The following is a 19,787-nucleotide window of genomic DNA, read 5'->3' on the forward strand; positions in this document are numbered from 1 at the left end:
AGGACGGGGACAGCCACGGCAGCCGAAGAACGGCGAGCCGTCCGCAGTGGCTCCGGCGCGGTTGCGTCGGCTGAGCCGTTGGATGGTGGAGGGCATGCGTGAGGATCTGGCTGATCTGTATGTGGAGTCCCGCACGACGGCGCCGAGTGATCCATACCGCCGTCCCAGCCGCCGGAGCTTCCTGAATCAACTCACCGTGGACATGCGCCGGCCGGCATTCGCCATGGTGATCGCCGAGACGGACGGGCTGAGGGGATGCGCCTTCGGATTCCCGGTGGGCGGCGACGGCTCCTGGTGGCTCGGCTTCGACGGAGCACTGCCGCGCAGCATCGAGCAACTCACAGTGTCCGGCAACGTCTTCGCGTTCGCCGACATCCTGATCCCGCCGCGCCCGCATGCCCGGGAGCTCGCCCGTCGTGTGCAGGAGCGGCTGCTGACCGACCACCAGGCATCACTCGGCGTCACCCTGGTGGACCGGGCCGATCGACCGACTTTCGATGCGCTCCGCTCCTGGGGGTGGCTGGACATCGGCGAGCTTCGCAGGCCGGCTGGCGCCACCACGTTCCGCACGCTGGTACTTCCCATCGGGGAACGCACCACTGCGAGACTGGAAGGCCTTGTCACGATGCCTGGCGGGGGTGGCCCCAGTGGGGCCTGACTGGCGGTCGACCCGCATTCGGATGCTGGTGGCCGAGCAGGCGGTCCGACGAGGTGCCAGGGTGAGTGTGGTGGACGTGTGCACCGCGGCCGTGGCCGCGCTGCCGGTCGGCGGGGCGGGGCTGTCGGCGATGTCCCGGACCGCGGCGAGCCATCCGTTGTGCAGCACCGACGAGATCAGCGAGCAACTGGAAGAGCTCCAGCTCACGCTGGGTGAAGGGCCCTGCGTGGACGCCTTTGTACGCGGCTCGGCCGTCCTGGCACCCGATCTGCTCACCATTGAACTTCAGGATCGCTGGGCCGTGTTCGCTGATGCGGCCCTGGGAGCCGGAGCCCGCGCGGTGTTCGCGCTCCCCCTGCAGAAGGGGGCGATCAGCCCGGGGGTTCTGTACCTGTACTCCAACATTCCGACCGCGCTGGACACGGAGGAACTGGCCGACGCGCGGGCGTTCGCCGATCTCGCGACGCTGCTCCTGCTCGACGCAAGGATCGACGAGACGGGTGGAGCGACCGGCGGGCCGATGCCGGACCGCCACTTCGAGGACCTGGGCTCATACCGAGCGGAGATCGACCAGGCCAGCGGGATGCTCACGGGTCAGCTCGGAGTAGGCATCGAAGAAGCCTTCGTCAGGCTCCGCGCGTACGCCTATGTGCAGGAACGCCGACTCGCGGACGTGGCCGCCGACGTGGTGGCCCGACGGCTTCGCTTCTCCCCGGACACGGAGCCGGACCAGAACGAGGAGGAAACCTGACGTTCGGTCCCGGCCAAGGAACGTGCCGTGCTTCCCGCCCCTTCGGGCAGGGACTAGTCTCAATCGAGGGTGCCCACGATGGATCAACAGCTTCTGGCCAAGACCTTCGTCGAGTTGGCCGACAATCTGGTCGCCGACTTCGACATCATCGACTTCCTGCGCCTGCTGACCGACCGCTGCGTCGGCATGCTCGACGTGAGCGCCGCCGGGGTGCTGCTCGCCGACCGGGACGGCAAACTCCGCGTCATGGCCGCCTCCGACGAACAGGTGCGCCTGCTGGAGCTCTTCCAGCTCCAGAACGACGAAGGTCCCTGTCTCGAGTGCTTCCGCACCGGCGTACCGGTGATCGTCCCCGACCTCGGTTCGGTGACGGCCCGCTGGCCGCGCTTCGCGGTGGCGGCCCAGCACAGCGGGTTCGGCGCGGTCCAGGCCCTGCCGATGCGTTTGCGGGACGAGATCGTCGGCGCCCTGAACCTCTTCCGCGCCACCGCCGCCCCGTTCGACCCGGCCGCCGCACCCGTCGCCCAGGCCCTGGCCGACGTCGCCACCATCAGCCTGCTGCAACAACGCACCGCGCAGCGCAGCACGGTGCTCAACGAACAACTGCAGACGGCCCTGAACAGCCGGGTACTGATCGAACAGGCCAAGGGGAAGCTCGCCGAGCGCCAGGGCATCGACATGGAGCAGGCGTTCACCGCGCTGCGCGGTTACGCCCGCGCCCACAACCGACGCCTGGCCGATGTGGCCCGCGCCCTCATCGACAGTTCCGAACGCCTCACCGGTCTGGGGTCCTGACCCACGTCGTTGCCGGGCCGCCATTGATGCAGTTCTCGGTGCCGTCCGCTGGGTGCGCCCTCCGTGATCGCCGATCCGCAGCGTGCAGGCGCCTCAGTGCTCCGCGTAGCTCCCCCTGTATCGGTTCCGGGAGCCTCCGGTCCGTCGTCGGGGCGACCAGGGCCGCGGCCACGTCCCGGAGCTCGATGTTTGCAGTGCTGCGACACGTCCACCAGCAAGTCCCATACCCTCTCGCTGGAACACGGGGCCAGGGCCATCACCATGCGTGCCTGCTCGATCGCCGCACGGCTCGCCAGCGCCCGACCCAACTGCTCGTTTGTGGCGCGCAGTTCGACGACCTCGGCAAGCAACGCCGCGTCGCCCTCTGAAGGCACATTCCTCAACGGCCGCTGTTCTTCGCGGGACGGGGTCATCTGGTGCACGGTCCGTACCTCACAGGGCAGTCATCCCGTCCGTGGATGGTCAGCGGCGCGCCGGTTGCCGTTGGCCGGCCGCACCGGGCTTGGCATCACGCTCGTGCGCTGCATGGCCTACACCTCGCCTGTCAACGATCTCGACGCGTCCGGCCTGGCTCTAGCAACCCGGATCCCCGGACTACCGGGCCATTCCCCGGGTCACCTGCGGTGTTCGCGGTCCCGACGGTCCTCGCCCCGCCAGCGCGCCCGGTTCTGGCGGGTGTAGCGGCGGTCCCAGCGTTCCTGACGAACGCGGCGCTCGCGGTAGTCCCGGTAGTCACCGAGATCGGAACTGCCGCCACGGCTCCGAACTCCGCCACGACCGCGGCCGTGTCGGGTGGCACCGTAGACCAGCACCGCCGCGGCCACCCACCAGATGGGATCGAGGAAGCCGAAGCCGAACAGGACCGCGATGAGGATGAGGAGCAGGACGAACACGGTGGGCCTCCCCGGGAGCGGGACACAGCATCGACACCGGGGACTGGGGCCTCACCCACAGCGTAGTCCTGTCCAAGGGGCGTGAATACCGTGCGACGTAGGCGCGTCCTGTCCGGCGCGGTTGGCCACTTGCCGCCTGTCGGGGAACCGCAGCGAGGGCTAACGTGCGACATGCCGCCCCTGCCCCCGGCAGCGTCGCACCGCCGGCGCGCTCCCAAGGGGCGCACCCTGCGCATCGGTGCCGGAACCCGCCGCGTCACGAGCAAGGCCGTTCCCATACGCGACCGCCGTCACGCGATCCCGGTCGCGCCCCGATGCGCCGCGAGCGGGCACCGATCTGCTGTCCGCCGTGTCGCACGTATCCCACACCAGGCGGTACACATGTACGCGCTGATCCTTCCCGCTTCGACTCCCTTCGTCCTGCTCGCCATCGTGATGGCCCTGTCCTGGTGGGAGGACCACTTCCTGCCGACATCGCCGACCGAGCCGGCGGAGGCCCCCGCCGAGGCTCCGTTCACCCCGGCGGCTCCCGGTACGGCCGCAGCCGCAGGTAATCCACCCCACTCCCCATCCCCCGCGCGAACGACCGCCTGTACGGCGATCACGCGCGGGAACCCATCCAGCGGACACGCACAGGACAGTCATGAGCGTCGGTCAGACGATCAAGCACAAGGCAACAAGCGGCACGGTTCTCTCACGGAGCGGCCGCTGTCACCCGAGCCCGCGAGCGCGACGTGACCCAATGGACCACCGCCCAGGAGCAGTTCGCCGGATCACCGCGGCAGGCCGTCACCGAGGCGGACGCGCCTGCCCTCACCTTGCATGCCAGCAGCATGGTCAGGGCAGGGCGGAGGGCGGTTCGTTGCCCCAGACCGGTTGCAGGGCCGCATCTCACCTGCGCCGTTTCAGTGCGTGTGCCATGCGTGGGAGTTCCTCGTACACCACTCGGCCGACCAGCGCCCCGCCGAAGACGACGACACCTACGCCGACCAGCCAGGACTGGACGACCAGGACGGTTCCGACGGGGCCGTAGGTGACGGCGTTGGATGCGATCAACGGCGAGAAGACGAGGCTGGAGAAGACCCTCAGGCCGAGCAGCCCGATCACGGTGGCGACGGCGCCGGGCAACAGGGCACGCCAGCGGATCCTTCCGCCGAGCAGCAGGCGCTGGGACCACCACAGGAACAGCACGGCGCTCAGCGAGGCCACGGCCCCACCTGCCAGGGGTTCGCGGCGCAGGGTCGTGGTGGCGGAGACGAACAGGTATCCGGTGAGGACGGCGAGCCACACCACGTGCCGCCACCTTGCCCACCAGCGGTTCGGTGGCAGGTCCCAGACCTTCTCGTAGCCGGTCTGCACGGCCGCCCCGAAGGTCAGACCGAACACGGCGAGAGCGGCCATGCCGAGCGCGGTCGTGGTCCGCAGCGCCTGGCCGGGCGGGATGAACAGCTGCTCGACCTGCCGCCTGGAGGCCGTCGACACGCCAAGTCCTTCCCCCAGCCACTGCGCGAACCCCCGCCCGTGCCCGGGATCGGCGGCGGAGACAATGATCAGCAGCGGCACCAGCGTGAGGAACCCCAGCGCGGCAAACCCCAGGGAACGCGACCACAGCTCGATATCCCTGCTCCGCCGCCATTCCCGCCCGACTGGCGAACGGCTGATCACGTGACGTAGCCGCCCGACCCAAGACGAACGGTCCGCGGCACCGGAAGGCTTCATCGGCATGCCTGTCGACTACCACGTTCGGAACCCTTGCCGCGCGAGGGCGCGACGCAGAAATCCCACCAACCCGGATCAACGGCTCAGGAGGCAGGCCATGGCTAGGACTCCACCGACCTGGGCGTGACGCTCAGTGGCCAGGACGGCGCACAGTCCGACCAGCATCTACCCTGCGAGGGAGGAGAGCGCCACAGTGGGCGAAGTCCCCCAGGCCGGTGGCATGGTTCTCCAGCGTTGAGCTGTCGTTTGGCGCGTCAGGGCACTGCAGCCGATGCCGCGGTTTCCGTGACGACGACGGCAACGGTCACCGGGCCCTGGCTGTCACTGATGGCTGCGTCGGTTACCGCTGCCCGGACGGCGCCGGCGACTTCCAGGGGTTGGTGTCCTGGCGCGACCGCGAGTTGGACCTCGATGCGCCTGCCGAGTGGATCGTCATGGTCCTCCACTCTGACCGGGCGGCTCCCCAGAACGGCGGTGAGGCGGGCGACGCCAGGAACGGCCGTCGCGATGTCAGCCAGCTCCCCGATGGGCCCCGCAGGGGTTCTGTTCGGGTCGCCGGGGCCGAGCTTCGCGCGGGTGCAGCTCCCGACGGGGGCGTCGTGGCCTTCTCTGCGGTCCGCGGCCTGACCGCTGTCTCCGTACCCTCATGGAGATCCATGACGCGCAGATCAGCGGCCACAGTGGTCAGCCCGAGCCGTTCAGCGGCGGCGCTGAGCAGTGTGCTCCTCAGCTGTTCGGCGGCCGGCTGTAGTGGCCGCGCAGCGGATGCGGAGAAGGATGCCTCGATCCTGAGCGGGCCAGGGGGTAGCGCGCCGGCCGGCGGGCGGACAGCCGGTTCGGACAGGGGGTCGTGCGGTGCCGGTCCGATGCGCATGGTCTCCAGCCAGATCCCGGGAACCTCAGCGGCCGTGCGCCAGAGGGTCCGGACGGCCGCTTGCTCGGTGATCCATGCCCGTCGCCGGGCCCTCCGAGCGGGAGCAGACGACCCAGGTAGCCCGGCCGACCGCCTGCGTCCTCGCCTCGGTTTTCACCTGCCCCCCTCTCCCAGGGGCGTTTGCCTTCCTGCCCTTGCGTCCGGAACGCCTTCAAGGGCTCCAGGCAGCCACGCTCACGGCGCCCGTCCGACCGCCCCGGCTCACGAGCCCACGCCAGCGACCTCGCCTCGAATAAACGTACTAAAATGAGTACAATTTGACCAGGCATCGACAGGTTTGCTCCTTAAAGGAGGAATGGCCCTATGGCTGAGAACTCAGGCGTAAAGCACGGTGGTGCGCCCGGCTCTCGCGGCCGGACGACTGTCGCCGATGGAGTGGTGGAGAAGATCGCCGGGATGGCGGCACGGGACGTGCTGGGCGTTCATGCCCTTGGCAGTGGATTCTCGCGCTCAGTGGGATCGATGCGGGAGCGGATGCCCGGCGCCGGCAGTGGCCAGTCCGTCACACGCGGGGTCAGTGTCGAGGTGGGAGAGGTACAGGCGGCCATCGATCTGGAGATCGTTGTCGACTACGGAGTCTCGATCACGGACGTGGCCGGTGCAGTCCGGGAGAACGTGATCTCCGCAGTGGAGCGGATGGCGGGGCGGGAAGTTGTGGAAGTCAACATCATGGTCAGTGATGTGGAGCTGCCCGACGAGGAGGACGAAGGGGAAGAGAGGCAGCGGATCCAGTAGCCGGGGCGGGGCCGCTGCTTGAGTGAAGGAGCGCGTGATGAGCAGGGCCGTGGTGGGGTTGATTGCCGGAATGGCGCTGGGCTTCGCCGGGTACTTCGGTGGCTTCGGAGCCTTCCTGGTGGTGCTTGCGGTGGGCGCCGCCGGACTCGTGGTTGGGCGGCTCATGGAGGGCGACCTGGAACCGGGTGACTTCGTCCGACGCCGCGACAATCAACAGCGGATCCGCGATGACCAGCGCCGAGCTCGGAGAGACTGGCGGCAGTGACCAGCGAAGTCGATCGGCGCCCGGCCGTCCCCCGCGGCGAGCGGGGCGCGACCACAGTCCACGACCGGGTCACTTCGAAGATCGCTGCCCAGGTGGCGCGCAGGGCGCTGAGTCGGTTCGTCGAGTCGGCCGGTCACGTACCTCCCGGCCGCCGGACGCCGCGCGTGACGACGTCCGTGCGGCGGGCACCGGAGCGTAATGGCAAAGGGCGGGAAGGCGATCCTGCCGAGAGCCGACCGATGCTCGGCGAAGTCCGGGTGCGCATCGCCGTGGAGCTGGGCTATCCGTCAGACATCGGGGCTCAGTGCGCTGCGGTGCGCCGAGAGGTCACCGAAGGTCTCAGGGAGTGGGCCGGCATGGGTGTATCCGACCTCTCGGTGTCGGTCGAGAAGCTGCACTCGGTTCATTCTCGGCGCACGGACCAGGAGAGGGTGAGATGAGCGCGAACACCCGGCGGCAGCCGACCGGCGACATCGACCGTCCCTCCGATCCTCAAGGCCTTCGTCCACGGCGGACCCCCGGACACCGGCGCGACAGCGACAGTCCGTGAATCGGGCAAGTCCCCGCACCGCTTCTGGTCTGCGCGGCGGATCCCCGCGAACATCGCGGCCCTGCTGTCGGTCGCAGCCACGGGATTGCTCCTGCACGACGTGGTCTCGGTGCGGGCAGGCCGGCCCGGGATGCGTTGCGCAACAACCGGCTGGGCCAGGTCCCCATCAACAGCGAAGACAGCGGGACGGCCCAACTCAACGGCCGCGCCCCGGAGGACGTGATCGAGAAAGAAGCGCAAGCCCTGGACGGAGTCTCGCGGGCTCACGTGCGGCTGACGGGTCGGCGTACTGCTCCGGTCGCACGAGTGCGGCTGTGGCTGGAGCCTCACGGGGAGCCGGAGCAGACCCTGGCTCGGCTCAACCGGGAGACGCTCGCACAAGCACGGGACTCGACAGGCTTGGACCGCCTCCCGTCGGACGTTCGCCTCCGGGAAGTCCGTCACGGCGCCCATCGCGTCGACTAGGAACCCTTCGCCGCGTACCAGGACGGAATCGCGCCGAACCCGCGGGGAGAACTCCCCATCCTGGCCGGGCGTGGCAGTCACCGGGCATGCCACGGTCGCTGTAGAGAATGGGCATGATTCTCAAGCATCCGTCCGACCGCGGGGGCTCGCGGAGTCAGCCGTTCGAGAGGCTGGCCGAGAATGCCTCACGGTTCACCAGTTCAGCAGCGTTCTTCGGGATCTGCCTGCTCCTGGTTGCCGTGGCTGTCACGTTGCACGTGATCAGTCTGCCGGTTACCTGGCTTCTGTTCGTGGGCGAGGCGATGTCGGCGGTGACCCTCCTCCTGGTGGCGCTGCTGAAGAACTCCGAACTGCGGGCCGAACGTGCCGTCCAGCGCAAGCTGGACGGCATCGCAGCCGCCCTGTTGGAAGCGCAGGAGGGCGGCGGTCCTGGGGAGGCACACCGGAAGCTGCGGTCCGCCCTCGGCAGGGAAGAGGAGTCCTGATGCGCCCGGTTCACGCTTGGGCCTGTGGGTTGTTGTGATCACTCTTCGGGTCCTGTTCCCGTGCCGGGGGCTGGGCGGTTACGCGCCAGCAGCCGGTGGTGGGAGATGCCGCGTGAGTTCGGCCCGCCAGGGGAAGACAAGCTCGGCGCCGCCGAGCAGAAGCGAGCCCGGCACAGGGAGCGGCCCGCCGGAACAGAACTGGCAGAACGTCAGCAACGGCTCCAGCCACGAAGCCGCACCGCCCCCGCCCTCGGGGCCGAACGCTGCTCAATGCGATGCGCACGAAGCCGAAAGCCGACCGTCACCACCTCGGTGCCGGCCGCCGCCTGACCGGCTGTCATCTCAGCGTCGTCCCGCCGCCGGTTCCTTCTCGATCAGTGACACAGGCTCGTCGGTAGGCCCATGACTCTCGCGCTCATCCTCGGTGGCGCGAACCCGCGTTCGCCAAGGTTCGGACACCCTTGCCGACAGCCTGGCTCCTCGCCACGGACACCATTCGTGTGAATTTCTGTGACGGCCGAGACCGGAGAACAGAGAGGACTAGGCTGCCGCCATGTTTCCGCCCCCACTAGTTGTCGGCTTCGACCTGGACATGACGCTGTTGGACACACGTCCAGGTATCAAGGCGACGTTGGACGCACTGGCCGCCCGCACCAAGACGTATATCGACAGCGATCTGGCCGTCACACGCCTGGGTCCGCCTCTGGGGACCGAACTCGCCCAATGGTTCTCCAGCGCGCAGGTACCCGAAGCACTCGCCATCTTCCGCGAGTTGTACCCGACTCACGCTGTGCCGGCGACCATTCCCTTGCCCGGTGCGATTGACGCCGTGCGTGCCGTGCGTGAGCGAGAAGGTCGGGTACTGGTGATCACGGGAAAGTACGAGCCCAACGCGAAACTGCACCTGGAGCACGCCGATTTGCAACCCGACGTACTGGTCGGCGAATTGTGGGCTGGGGAGAAAGGGGCAGCGCTAAAGGAACACGGTGCGGCCGTATACGTGGGCGACCATCTCGGCGACATCGAAGGGGCACGTGTCGCGGGAGCGTGCGCTGTCGCGGTGGCGACGGGGCCCTATGACGTGACTGAGCTACGCGAGGCGGGAGCGGACACGGCTCTGGCGGACCTCACGGAATTTCCCGACTGGCTCGACACCCATGTGCGAAGCCTCGCATCGGACGACGACAGCTGGGGGAGCACGGTCGCGGTGGAAGGCGTCCGCCCGAGCGGCCGTGCCGAGGCGATTTCCCTGGCGGAGACCCGCACGCCCTGAGCCGACGAATCGTATGCCTGGCCGGTGGGCACCATACCCACGTGAACGGTCATCCCCGGCACAACAGGCAATCACCCTGGGCGCGTATCGGATGGACGTTCGCGGGGGCGGCCTCAGCCGCACTGTGCGGAGCGCTTCCCGTGTGGGCCCTGTTCGGCGGTGAGTTCGACACCGTAGCCGGCTGGGCCAACATCCTCGCCTTCCCTCTGGGTGTACTGGGCCTCGTCCTGTCTGTCGGTATCGGCGGCCCGTCGGTTCACACACCACGAGGCCCGCAGGGCGGTGTTCCCTGGATGGCCCCGCCGCTGGACCGGATGATCGAGCGTCCGGAACTGGGCGGCCAGTTGCTTGCGGCGCTCACCGGAGAAGAGGGGCGCGAGGTCGGGCTGACGACCGGCCTGCAGGGAGCGGGTGGCTTCGGCAAGACACGGCTCGCAACCTGGGTGTGCCACCGACCCGAGCTGGTTGGGCGATACTCGGGCGGACTCCTGTGGGTCACGGTCGGGCAGGAAGTAAGAGGCGCCGCTCTGGCCGTTCGCATCAATGACCTGGCCTTTCTCCTGAGCGGTCAGCGCCCGGCAGTCTCGGAACCGGAAGCTGCCGGAGCTGAGCTGGGGCGCCTGCTCGACGAGCACGCCCCGGTGCTGCTCGTCGTGGACGATGTTTGGGACGAGTCGCAGCTGAGTCCTTTCCGGTTGGGCGGACACGGATGCACCCGGCTGTTCACGACGCGAGTGCCCGACCTGCTGTCGGCGGAAGCGGTGCGCATCCGCGTGGACGCCATGTCGGACGACCAAGCAAGACGCCTGGTGGCGGACGGGGTCACCGAACTGCCGCCCGCCGAGTTGTCGCAACTGGTGGCTCTGGCGGGCAGATGGCCAGTCCTGCTGAACCTCGTCAACGGTGCCCTGCGACGTCGCATAGCCTGGGGTCAGGCCCCGGACGCGGCGGCCAGGGAAGTGGTGCGGCAACTTGCCACGGACGGGCCCCAGGCGTTCGACGCCGCCCGCCCCATGGACCGCAATACGGCCGTGGCTGCCACCGTGCAGGCGAGCGCCGCCCTGCTCGACGCGGCAGACTACGAGCGCTACCTGGATCTGGCGATCTTCCCGGAAGACATCGACGTCCCTCTGTATCTGCTCGAGCTGCTGTGGGAGGGACGCCGCGCCGAGGACCTGTGCGGCGAGCTCGTCGGGCTGGGGCTGGTTTCCGAGTACCGCCTGGACGCACCGGAGCCCCGGCTCGTCATGCATGACGTGGTGCGCGCCTACCTCAGGCGGCAACGAGGGCAGGACGAACTTCGCCAGGTTCACGGCAGGCTGGTGGAAGCAGCGACCGTGCTACTGCCCGACGGAGCAGCGCAGGCTTGGTGGGAACTGCCACCACACGTCACGTACTTGTGGCACCACCTTCCCTACCACCTGGCCCAGGCGGGACTCACCAACGAACTGAGCAGTCTGCTCACCGACCTGCGCTGGACCGAGGTCAAGACCCATCGGCTCGGGTCGGTCGTCACGGTGCAGGCGGATCTGAGCCTGACCGATGAGCCCGTGCTCAGGACCCTGCACGAGCAACTGCGCCAGGCCGCACCTTTGCTCGGGTCCATCGACCCGCCGTCCGCACTGGGCGCGACACTCGCCAGCCGGCTGCAAGGCACCGTCGCGCTGGAGGACGTACTCGAACGCTTTCGCGCCCATCTGGACACCCCTCGTCTGGAGCCGGCGTGGCCGCTGCCGGACCGTCACGCCGTGGATCAGCCGAGGCCGGGCGGACACACCGGCGGAGTCACCAGCTGTGCCTTCTCGCCCGACGGTCAGAGCATCGCCACCACCAGCGACGATGCAACCGCTCGGATATGGAGGCTGTCCGATCGCGCCGAGACCGCTGTCCTGACGGGACATCAAGGCGGCGTCTGGAGCTGCGCCTACTCGCCCGACGGCAGTGTGCTGGCGACGACGAGCACCGACCACACCACGCGCCTGTGGCACATGGTGTCAGGGCAACAGATCGCCGTCCTGCGGGGACACACGGACTGGGTACGCGACTGCGCCTTCTCACCGGACGGAGCGCTGCTCTCCACTGTGAGTGCGGACCGCACCATGAGGCTGTGGCGCGTATCGGACGCAACCCAACTACGGGTCTTCGAGGGACACACGGACGAGATACGCGCCTGTGACTTCTCGCCCGACGGGTCGCTGATCGCCACGGCGGGCGCCGACGGGGCCGTCAGACTGTGGAACGTCACCACCGGGAGACAGCAGTCAGTGAGCGCCAACATCGGCCATGGCGTGTGGTGTTGCGCCTTCTCCCCCGACGGGAGGCGGGTGGCGGCCGCCGGTTACGGTGCGGTGCGATTGCTGACTTTCCCCGGTGGCAGCGCGCGGGACATCACAACCGGCCAGACCGACGAGGTGGACTCCTGTGCCTTCTCCCCCGACGGCAGCCTGATCGCAACCACCAGCTACGGTTCGGCTCAACTCTGGCGCACCGGCGACGGCAGCCAGAAGGTCAGGCTCGTAGGTCATACGGGAGCCGTGTGGTCCTGCGACTTCTCGCCGGACGGGACTCTGCTTGCGACCGTCAGCAATGACCAGACCCTGCGCGTGTGGCGCGTCTCCGACGGCTCGCCGCACGCGGTGATCGCCGGAAACGTAAGCAAGGTCAACAGCTGCGCATTCTCGCCCGACGGCAGCCTGATCGCGACCACCAGCTACGACTCGACCGTTCAGCTGCGCAGCGTCGCCGACGGCGGGCTGCTTCGCACCCTCTCCGGCCATGACAACCGCGTCATCAGCTGTGCCTTCGCTCCTGACGGGAGGGCACTGGCAACGACCAGCTATCGATCGGTACGCCTGTGGGACGTCCACACCGGCACCGAACGGGCCTCCCTCGACGGGCACACCGACTGGATCCGTAGCTGCGCCTACTCTCCGGACGGCCGGCTGCTCGCCACTGGCTGCGCCGACCACACGGTCAGGCTGTGGCATGCCGCAGACGGTTCGCCGCGCGCCGTTCTCGACGATCACTCCAGCGGAGTCAGGAGTTGCGCCTTCTCCCCCGACGGCCAACTGCTCGCCGCAGGCACGGCGAACGGCGTGGTGAAACTGTGGCGGGTGACGGACGGCATCGAGTACCTCGCCCTGCACGGCCACACAAGCGGGGTACAAAGCTGCGCCTTCTCCCCCGACGGGCACCTGCTGGCGACTGCCAGCGGCGATCGCACGCTGAGGCTATGGCGTGTCAGTGACGGTCAGGAGCACGTACGGCTGGCTGGGCACACGAGTTGGGCCGACCGGTGCGCCTTTTCCCCCGACGGCTCGCTGATAGCAACGGCGAGCAACGACCAGACCCTTCGCATATGGGACGTCGGAACAGGCCGTTGCTGCTGCGCGCTCCGCGTGGCCGGCCCTCTCGTCTGGGTCGCCTGGCACCCGGACGGGCGGCTGGTATGCGCCGTCGGAGGGGCCGGAGTCTATCTGTTCCACTACGTCTCCGGCTGAGGACACCCAAAGATCTACACACCGTTCTCCCAGGAAGTGAAGGCGTGTCGGTGGAACTCGTCCCGGAGTTGCGCATCCGATTTGAGGTGCCCCCACAGCGCCGTCACGCTCGGAAAGTCGGACTCCGGGCCTCCGCGGGATATGACGCAGAAGTGCTTGCCGCGGAGTACGACACCGACCCCCAACGGTTCCACCATTTCGACGAACTCCGCCACGAACTCATTGCAGAGGCGCTCGTCCATGGTGTAGCGGCAAGCGAAATGCCGGAACATCTTCACTATCTTCGAGTAGCCGATGAACGACCGGTCGGGCACGTACCCTATGGTTGCCTTGAGCCACGCCGGCGCATAGTGATGCTCGCACGCTGAAAAAGCGGTCGCTTTGATCGTCACCAGACCGACGCAGCTCTCACCTTTCACGGGGAATAACCGCAGCTCATCCCTCTTGTAGGCGTCCCGGGGCTCCGACAGCGCTTTCTCCTGCCAGCGTGCAAAACGATCCGGGGAACGCAGGATGACTTCTTCCGAGTCCTCACCGAAGGCCTCGCCGATCATTTGCTGAGCCTTCTCCAGCTTGGCCCTGTCCACGCCGGTAAGGTGATGTTCCATGACGGTCCCCTCCTGATCGCTGCATTGGGTAGCGCCGATCCGATCGATGCACCGCGTATCAGATCTGACCCATCTCCACGAGGCGCGGGATCACATGCTGGGCCATGATCGAGCTCACTTTGAAGCCCTTGGATTCGAATTCGGAGTCGATCCAGGCGTATTCCTTGATCTCATTGTGCGGCTGCGGTCGCCCGGCAATGTGCACACAGTAGGCGTGCAGGACGATGGGGGTTCCCTCAAAGACGGCAAGGTCTTCATACGAGCCGATGTACTGATAGTCGGCCACCTCGACACCCAACTCTTCCTGGAGTTCCCGCACCAGTGTCTGACGTTGGGTCTCCTCCCCCTCCATCTTCCCGCCGGCCATGAAGTACTCGTCCGTTCGCTGGCCTTTCTTGCGTACGACCATCACCTTGCCGTCGCTCACCACAGCCGCCCCGACCTTCTGGATGGCGTCCAGATTCGGGTCTCGCTTACGATCCTCGGCTTTCACAATACTTCCCTCACCCATCTTCTCTGTCAGAATCATTGTGGGCGCAATTTCCGCTCGACGGCCCGGCGAAGCTCCGGCTGGAATCCGGAAATACCGCGATCCGAGTCCGCGCGCGTGGCTTCGGTGATGAAGTGGCTGTTTTCGAGGTCGACGTCGAAATGCTGCCGAGCACCGTACAGGTCGAATCCATAGATCGACAGAAAACGCGCCCGCGTATCGTCATCCTTGTGCTTGATGAATTCCGAGTACCACTCGAGCGTGTTTCTGCACTCGTCCGAAACCGCCGCCTTCAGCGTTCGCGACCGATGGTCGGATTCAATCCACACGAACAGGCAGTTTTCCGGAGGAGCCAACCACGGTAAAGCCCACGCGTCGATCACCAGCCCCTCTTCGCAAGCGGCCTCATCGAGCAGGCGCGTATCCAGCTCTCGATCCAGGTTCGTGGTGTCCCGAAGTCTGGCAATTTCCTCGCCATACTTCTGCCAGAATCCCGAGTCGACTTCGGAGCGTGGTATCCCGATCATGTCGGCGATGATGGCGGTGGCCGAAACGTACCGATAGCCCAGCTCAGCAGAAAGCAGTCGACTGTGCGTGGTCTTTCCTGCCGCCGTGAGACCCGAGACTGCAATATTCAGACCGCGCAATGCCACCCCTTGTTCGATCGAGTGATCACGAGATGCTTTGCATGATTGCCGCGCCAGCCACGATACCGGAGACCGTCCCGCTTTTTCGATACTGCGTCAAATGGGAAGAAGACGTCCGGACCTGGAGTCGATGCCAGGGCTCTCGGCGAGTTGCCACGGCCGGTGAACCAGGCTGCCCGCGACCGGTGAAAGCTGGGTCAGGGCCCCGGTTACGGCCGCCGGGCCGCGCCGTCCGTTCCGTGAACCCCGTTGGTCCACTGTCGGTCTCCCAGCCGGGCTGGAAGACACGGGCTCGGGGGCGGTTGCAGCGGTCCGCGGTGATCATCGTGCAGTAGAGGGTCTGATGGACGAGAAGACGGCCGAAACAGCGGACGGCCCGAAGATCGGAAGGCCGGAAATCCGGACCGCGTTCCGCGGCGCCGGTGTTCGGGCATGTGGAAGGGACCGGCCCCGAGGAGGATTCGGAACCGGCCCCTTCGTCAGGGGGTGAAGCGAGTACCGGACCTGGTCACTGCTGCGGACGGCGGTACGCCTTCACGACACTGGCGTAACTGTTCTTGGCGTGGCCCTGGGCGATGATGCCCTCCATCAACCCCGCGGAGTACTTGGGCAGTTCGCTGTCGACGCCGAGTGCCTCGCTCTCCTCGACGAGGTGCTTGAGCGCGCCCAGGTGTGTCTCCAGGGTGGCGTCGTTGGCCGGGAACTTCTCGTCGCCGGCGTCGATCTGCGCGGCGTAGTCGGCCGTGAACATCTTGATGGCGTCGAGCCACATGTGCGCCCACGGCAGGAACTCCTGCGCCTTGACGCCGCCGGTCTCCACGATGGCGACGCCGTGCAGGAAGCTGTTGAGGGCACCCCACATCAGGCCGAGCAGCGACACGTCGAAGAGGGCGGGCTTGCCGTGGTCGGTGCCGAGGTAGGTGGTGCCGCCACCGAGGAGCTTCAGCACGGGCTCGTGGGCGTCGAAGACGGCCTGGTCGCCGGCGTAGAAGAGGACCGAGGTCTCGGCGCCGATGCCGGGCGGGGTGATCATGATGGCGCCGTCGAGGTACTTGGCGCCGTTCTTCTCCGCCCACTCGGCGGCCCGGCGGGCCTGTTCGGACGAACCCGTGGTCAGGTTGACCACGGTCTTGCCGTGCAGCTCGTCGCCCAGCGAGCCGATGACGTCGTGCACCACGTCGTACGTCGACACACACACGACCACGAGGTCGCTCGCGGCGACTGCGTCGGCGGGGGTCGCGGCGAGCACCGCGCCGTCCGCGACGAGGCCGTCGGCCTTGTCCGCCGAGCGGTTCCACACGGTGGTGGCATGCCCCGCCTTCAGGAAGGCGGCGGCCAGGGCCTGCCCCATCAGGCCGAGGCCGAGCACCGACACCGACACCGACACCGAGGTGTGGTTGCTAACCATGGATCAATTCCTCCAGTAAGAAATGGCGTTGCTGAACGGGCCGCCCGCGGGGCGTGCCGTTAGGAATGCGGTGGTCCGGGTGCCGGAGCCCCGTGCGAGGCGAGCCACTTCGCCGCGAGGTGCCCGAACCGTCCCTTCCTGATGCCGCCCATGATGATCGCCGGCCACGGTCGCTCCTGCCCGGCCACCTGCCCCGTACCTTCCGCCACGCCGCCGAACCGCATTCCTCGGGGAACCTTCGCGCATGCCCCTTCGGAATCGCTTCGGACGGCTTCGGAAATGCTGCGCCCAGGCACTTCGGGCAGGTGGTCGAGCTCTTTTCGTCGCAAGTCGCGGCAGGTGGCGGCCGGTTACGCTGAGATCATGGAATTCGGGGTGCTGGGGCCGCTGGAGGTGCGCACGGACAGCAGACGTGTCGTGCGGGTACCCGAAGTCAAGGTGCGGATGCTCCTCGCCGATCTGCTCGCACACCGCGGGCAGGTCGTCCCGGCGGGCCGGCTCATCGAGGGCCTGTGGGGCGGCTCGACGTTCACGGCACGGCCCACGGCGTCGCTCCAGGCCAAGGTCTCCCAGCTGCGGCGCGCGCTGGAGGACGCGGAGGCGGGCGGCCGTCAACTGGTCGCGCACCGGCCGCCCGGATACGTCCTGGACATCCCTGCCGGAGCGCTCGACGCCGGGCGGTTCCGCGAACTCGTCGCCCGGGCCAGGTCCGGCGAGGACCCGGTGACGCGGGCGGCGCTGTACACCAAGGCGCTGGGGCTGTGGCGCGGCCCCGCTTATGCCGAGTTCGCGGACCAGCCGTCCGTGCGGCCGACGGCGGCGAGCCTGGAGGAGGAGCGCCTCACGGCGGTGGAGGAACACGCCGGGGTACGTCTGGAGCTGGGCGAACACAACCTGCTGGTGGGCGAGTTGACGGAGCTGGTGCAACGGCATCCGTTCCGCGAGGGGCTGCGAGGCGCGCTGATGTGGGCGCTGTACCAGTCGGGACGCTCCTCCGAGGCGCTCGACTGCTTCAACGATCTGCGGCGCCGGCTCGACGAGGAGTTGGGGCTGACCCCCGGTCCGTCCCTGGAGGCACTGCAGCAGGCCATCCTGCGCCACGACCCCGTTCTGACCCGACCGGAGCCGCCCGCGCAGTCGGTCGCCGGGGTTCAGGCCGGTCCTGGGCCGATCGGTTCGGCCTCGCCCCTGGTGGGCCGCGAACAGGATGTTCAGGCGATCCGGACGCTGCTCCTACAGAGCCGTCTGGTGACGCTGACGGGCCCGGGAGGGGTCGGCAAAACCCGCCTCGCCGAGGCCACGGCGCAGAGCCTGGCCGACGCGTTCGGCGAGGGCACCCGGCTGGTGGAACTCGCGGACGCCGGGGGCCTGGAGCGGTTCGCCGACGCCGAGTCGCTGGCCGAGCAGGTCATGGCGACGGTGGGCATCCGCGAGAACACCTCGGACGACGACGCCAAGAGCCCGACGGAACGCCTGGCGAGCGCGCTGGCCGGCCGACGGCTGCTGCTCGTGCTGGACAACTGCGAACACGTCGTGGAGGCCGTCGCGCAGCTGGCCCGCCTGCTGCTGGGCCGGGCCCCGCACCTGCACATCCTGACGACCAGCCAGGAACCGCTGCGCACCCGGGACGAGACGGTGTATCCGGTGGCCCCGCTGTCGCTGCCCCCGGAGGGCCGACCGGACCTCGACGCGCTGACGAGCGCGGGCGCCGTACGTCTCTTCGTCGACAGGACCAAGGCCACGGACCCGGAGTTCGTGCTCGACGCCACCACCGCGCCGCTCGTCGCGGATGTGTGCCGGCGCCTCGACGGCATCCCGCTCGCCCTGGAACTGGCCGCCACGCGCGTGCGATCGCTGGGCATCAGGGAACTGCACGACCGTCTCGACGACCGCTTCAAGGTGCTCAACAGCGGTTACCGGGACGCCCCTTCACGGCACCGGACCCTCCAGGCCACGCTCGACTGGAGCTGGGGCCTGCTCGACGTCCGGGAGCAGACCGTGCTGCGCAGGCTGTCGGTGTTCAGTGAGGGCTCCGGTCTGCGGGCGGCCGAGGACGTGTGCTCCGGGGGCGGCGTGTCCCCCGCCGACGTCCTCGATGCGCTGAGCCTGCTCGTGGAGCGCTCACTGGCGGTCCGCACCGAGGGACCGCAGGGTCCGCGCTACCGGCTGCTGGAGTCCGTCGCGGTCTACGCGCGTGACAGGCTCGCCGAGTCCGGTGAGCACGCCGAGACCGCGGCCCGGCACCTGCACCACTGCGTCCGCCTCGCCGAGCGCGCCAGGCCGCATCTGCACGAGCGGGAGCAGTCCCGCTGGTTCCAGTACCTCGACCTGGAGGCGGGCAATGTGCAGCGCGCGCTGGCCGAGGCCGCCCGGGCCGGGGCCGCGCAGGAGGCGTTGCGCCTGGTCAACTCGCTGACCTGGTACTGGTACGTCCGGGGTCGGCTGGGTGAGGCCCGCAGGGCGCTGGCCACGGCCCTGGACACACCGGGCGAGGCCACGCCCGAGGAGCGCGGGGAGGCGGAGCTCTGGTACACGGGCATCCGCCTGCTGCTCGGCGAGCACGACCGGGAATGCGGCGCCCTGGACGCGTACGATCCCGCGTCCACCCTGGAGTCGACCAGGGCGCAGTGGTTCCTGGCGCACGCGCAGTGGACGGTGGGGGCGCTGGCCGCGGGCGAGCGGCGCGTCGAGCGCGTCCTGGTCCGCTTCCGCACCCTGCGCGACGCGTGGGGCACCGCCGCCGCGCTGACCACACGTGCCTGCTTCGCCCTGGCCCGCGGTGACCTGGAGTCGCTGCGCGGCAACGCCGAGGAGGCTCGCGCCCACTTCGCGGAACTGGGCGACCTGTGGGGCCGGTTGAAGACGACCGATGTGCTCGGCAGGCTCGCCGAGATCAACGGCGACTACGACCGGGCGGCCCGGTTGCACCGGGAGAGCCTACGGATCGCCCAGGCTCTGGAGACCTGGCCTGAGATGTCCACGAAGCTGTCGGGCCTCGGCAGGATCGCCCTTCTCACCCGGCGCTACGACGAGGCCGACGACCTGCACACGCGTGCCCTGCGGCTCGCGGTCGAACAGGGCAATCAGCCCGCCGAGCAGTTCGCCGCGCTGGGCCTCGCGCTCAGCGCCCGGCGCCAGGGCCGACTGGACGCCGCCGAGGAGTGGCTGCGGCCCTGGCTGGCCTGGAACCGCCGGCGCGGCGACGGACCGGGCCTCGCTCTGGTCCTGGCCGAGCTGGGCTTCATCGCCGAGCAGCGCGGCGAGGCGCGCCGGGCGCTCGCGTACCACCGGGACGGCCTCGCGGCCGCCTCGACGACCAAGGACCCCCGCTCGGTCGCCCTGGCCCTCGAGGGCCTGGCGGGTGCGTACTCCCTGGCCGGGGCCGTGGAGCGGGCGATCCGTCTGCTCGGTACGGCGGCGGCGACCAGGGAGCGGGCCGGGGCCCCGCTTCCCCCTGCGGAGCAGGGCGACGTGGAGCGCATCTCCGGCCGTCTGCGTGCCACGATCGACGAGGCCGCGTACGCCCACGAGTTCACCGTCGGCGCCCAGCGGGACCACGAGAGCCAGGTCGCGGCGGAGTCGACGCACCCGGCGCCCCGGTGAGCCGGCGG

Annotated in this window: 16 protein-coding genes and 1 pseudogene; 11 read left to right on the forward strand and 6 right to left on the reverse strand. The window is 68.7% G+C overall.

Features of this window, described 5'->3' with window-relative positions; translation table 11 throughout:
- The first annotated feature begins 82 nt into the window (after window positions 1–82).
- From AB5J55_RS05440 to AB5J55_RS05450, 3 genes are all read left to right on the forward strand, one after another.
- A complete protein-coding gene (locus AB5J55_RS05440) occupies window positions 83–658 on the forward strand; it encodes a hypothetical protein (RefSeq protein ID WP_369269560.1) in 576 nt (191 codons plus the stop codon).
- Window positions 659–719: 61 nt separating this feature from the next.
- Window positions 720–1,409 carry a GAF and ANTAR domain-containing protein gene (locus AB5J55_RS05445; protein WP_369269561.1) on the forward strand — a complete coding sequence of 230 codons (690 nt, stop codon included), beginning with the start codon at window positions 720–722 and terminating at the stop codon, window positions 1,407–1,409.
- A 78-nt stretch (window positions 1,410–1,487) separates the two neighbouring features.
- Window positions 1,488–2,204 (forward strand): GAF and ANTAR domain-containing protein, encoded by a 717-nt coding sequence (locus tag AB5J55_RS05450; RefSeq protein WP_369269562.1) that lies wholly within the window; start codon window positions 1,488–1,490, stop codon window positions 2,202–2,204.
- A 614-nt stretch (window positions 2,205–2,818) separates the two neighbouring features.
- Here the strand turns inward: AB5J55_RS05450 and AB5J55_RS05455 are convergent.
- Both AB5J55_RS05455 and AB5J55_RS05460 read right to left on the reverse strand, forming a co-directional pair.
- Complete coding sequence (locus tag AB5J55_RS05455) at window positions 2,819–3,097, reverse strand: hypothetical protein (protein ID WP_369269563.1); 279 nt, start codon at window positions 3,095–3,097, stop codon at window positions 2,819–2,821.
- Window positions 3,098–3,988: 891 nt separating this feature from the next.
- Window positions 3,989–4,822 (reverse strand): YhjD/YihY/BrkB family envelope integrity protein, encoded by an 834-nt coding sequence (locus AB5J55_RS05460; RefSeq protein WP_369269564.1) that lies wholly within the window; start codon window positions 4,820–4,822, stop codon window positions 3,989–3,991.
- A gap of 1,231 nt (window positions 4,823–6,053) precedes the next feature.
- Here AB5J55_RS05460 and AB5J55_RS05465 point away from each other — a divergent pair.
- The 7 genes and pseudogenes from AB5J55_RS05465 to AB5J55_RS05495 all read left to right on the forward strand — a co-directional run bounded on the left by AB5J55_RS05465 (window position 6,054) and on the right by AB5J55_RS05495 (window position 13,023).
- The gene (locus AB5J55_RS05465) at window positions 6,054–6,485 is read left to right on the forward strand and encodes an Asp23/Gls24 family envelope stress response protein (protein WP_369269565.1); all 432 of its coding nucleotides are present in this window, start codon (window positions 6,054–6,056) and stop codon (window positions 6,483–6,485) included.
- A gap of 37 nt (window positions 6,486–6,522) precedes the next feature.
- Window positions 6,523–6,750 (forward strand): hypothetical protein, encoded by a 228-nt coding sequence (locus AB5J55_RS05470; RefSeq protein WP_369269566.1) that lies wholly within the window; start codon window positions 6,523–6,525, stop codon window positions 6,748–6,750.
- Window positions 6,747–7,190, forward strand: coding sequence for an Asp23/Gls24 family envelope stress response protein (locus tag AB5J55_RS05475; protein ID WP_369269567.1), 444 nt, complete (start codon window positions 6,747–6,749; stop codon window positions 7,188–7,190). The genes AB5J55_RS05470 and AB5J55_RS05475 overlap by 4 nt, the downstream gene beginning before the upstream one ends.
- Window positions 7,187–7,433, forward strand: a pseudogene (locus tag AB5J55_RS05480) (hypothetical protein); the annotation flags it as partial. The gene AB5J55_RS05475 and the pseudogene AB5J55_RS05480, both read left to right, overlap by 4 nt.
- 445 nt (window positions 7,434–7,878) lie before the next feature.
- On the forward strand, window positions 7,879–8,250 hold the full coding sequence (locus AB5J55_RS05485; RefSeq protein ID WP_369269568.1) for a low affinity iron permease family protein: 372 nt from the start codon (window positions 7,879–7,881) through the stop codon (window positions 8,248–8,250).
- A gap of 553 nt (window positions 8,251–8,803) precedes the next feature.
- Complete coding sequence (locus AB5J55_RS05490; RefSeq protein WP_369269569.1) at window positions 8,804–9,523, forward strand: HAD family hydrolase; 720 nt, start codon at window positions 8,804–8,806, stop codon at window positions 9,521–9,523.
- Between the two features lie 41 nt (window positions 9,524–9,564).
- Entirely contained in the window at window positions 9,565–13,023 is a 3,459-nt protein-coding gene (locus AB5J55_RS05495; RefSeq protein ID WP_369269570.1) for an NB-ARC domain-containing protein, read from the forward strand.
- Between the two features lie 14 nt (window positions 13,024–13,037).
- Here the strand turns inward: AB5J55_RS05495 and AB5J55_RS05500 are convergent, their stop codons facing one another.
- The 4 genes from AB5J55_RS05500 to AB5J55_RS05515 form a co-directional block, all read right to left on the reverse strand.
- Entirely contained in the window at window positions 13,038–13,631 is a 594-nt protein-coding gene (locus AB5J55_RS05500; RefSeq protein WP_369269571.1) for a GTP cyclohydrolase I, read from the reverse strand.
- A gap of 58 nt (window positions 13,632–13,689) precedes the next feature.
- Window positions 13,690–14,160 carry an NUDIX domain-containing protein gene (locus AB5J55_RS05505; RefSeq protein ID WP_369269572.1) on the reverse strand — a complete coding sequence of 157 codons (471 nt, stop codon included), beginning with the start codon at window positions 14,158–14,160 and terminating at the stop codon, window positions 13,690–13,692.
- Window positions 14,157–14,768 (reverse strand): cytidylate kinase family protein, encoded by a 612-nt coding sequence (locus AB5J55_RS05510; RefSeq protein ID WP_369269573.1) that lies wholly within the window; start codon window positions 14,766–14,768, stop codon window positions 14,157–14,159. Before AB5J55_RS05510 ends, AB5J55_RS05505 begins: the two co-directional genes overlap by 4 nt.
- A 508-nt stretch (window positions 14,769–15,276) precedes the next feature.
- On the reverse strand, window positions 15,277–16,176 hold the full coding sequence (locus AB5J55_RS05515) for an NAD(P)-dependent oxidoreductase (RefSeq protein WP_369269574.1): 900 nt from the start codon (window positions 16,174–16,176) through the stop codon (window positions 15,277–15,279).
- 363 nt (window positions 16,177–16,539) lie between these two features.
- Between AB5J55_RS05515 and AB5J55_RS05520 the strand changes: the two genes are divergently transcribed.
- Window positions 16,540–19,779 (forward strand): BTAD domain-containing putative transcriptional regulator, encoded by a 3,240-nt coding sequence (locus AB5J55_RS05520; protein WP_369269575.1) that lies wholly within the window; start codon window positions 16,540–16,542, stop codon window positions 19,777–19,779.
- Window positions 19,780–19,787 lie beyond the last annotated feature (8 nt).

The organism is Streptomyces sp. R11 (genome assembly GCF_041051905.1).
Lineage (GTDB): Bacteria > Actinomycetota > Actinomycetes > Streptomycetales > Streptomycetaceae > Streptomyces.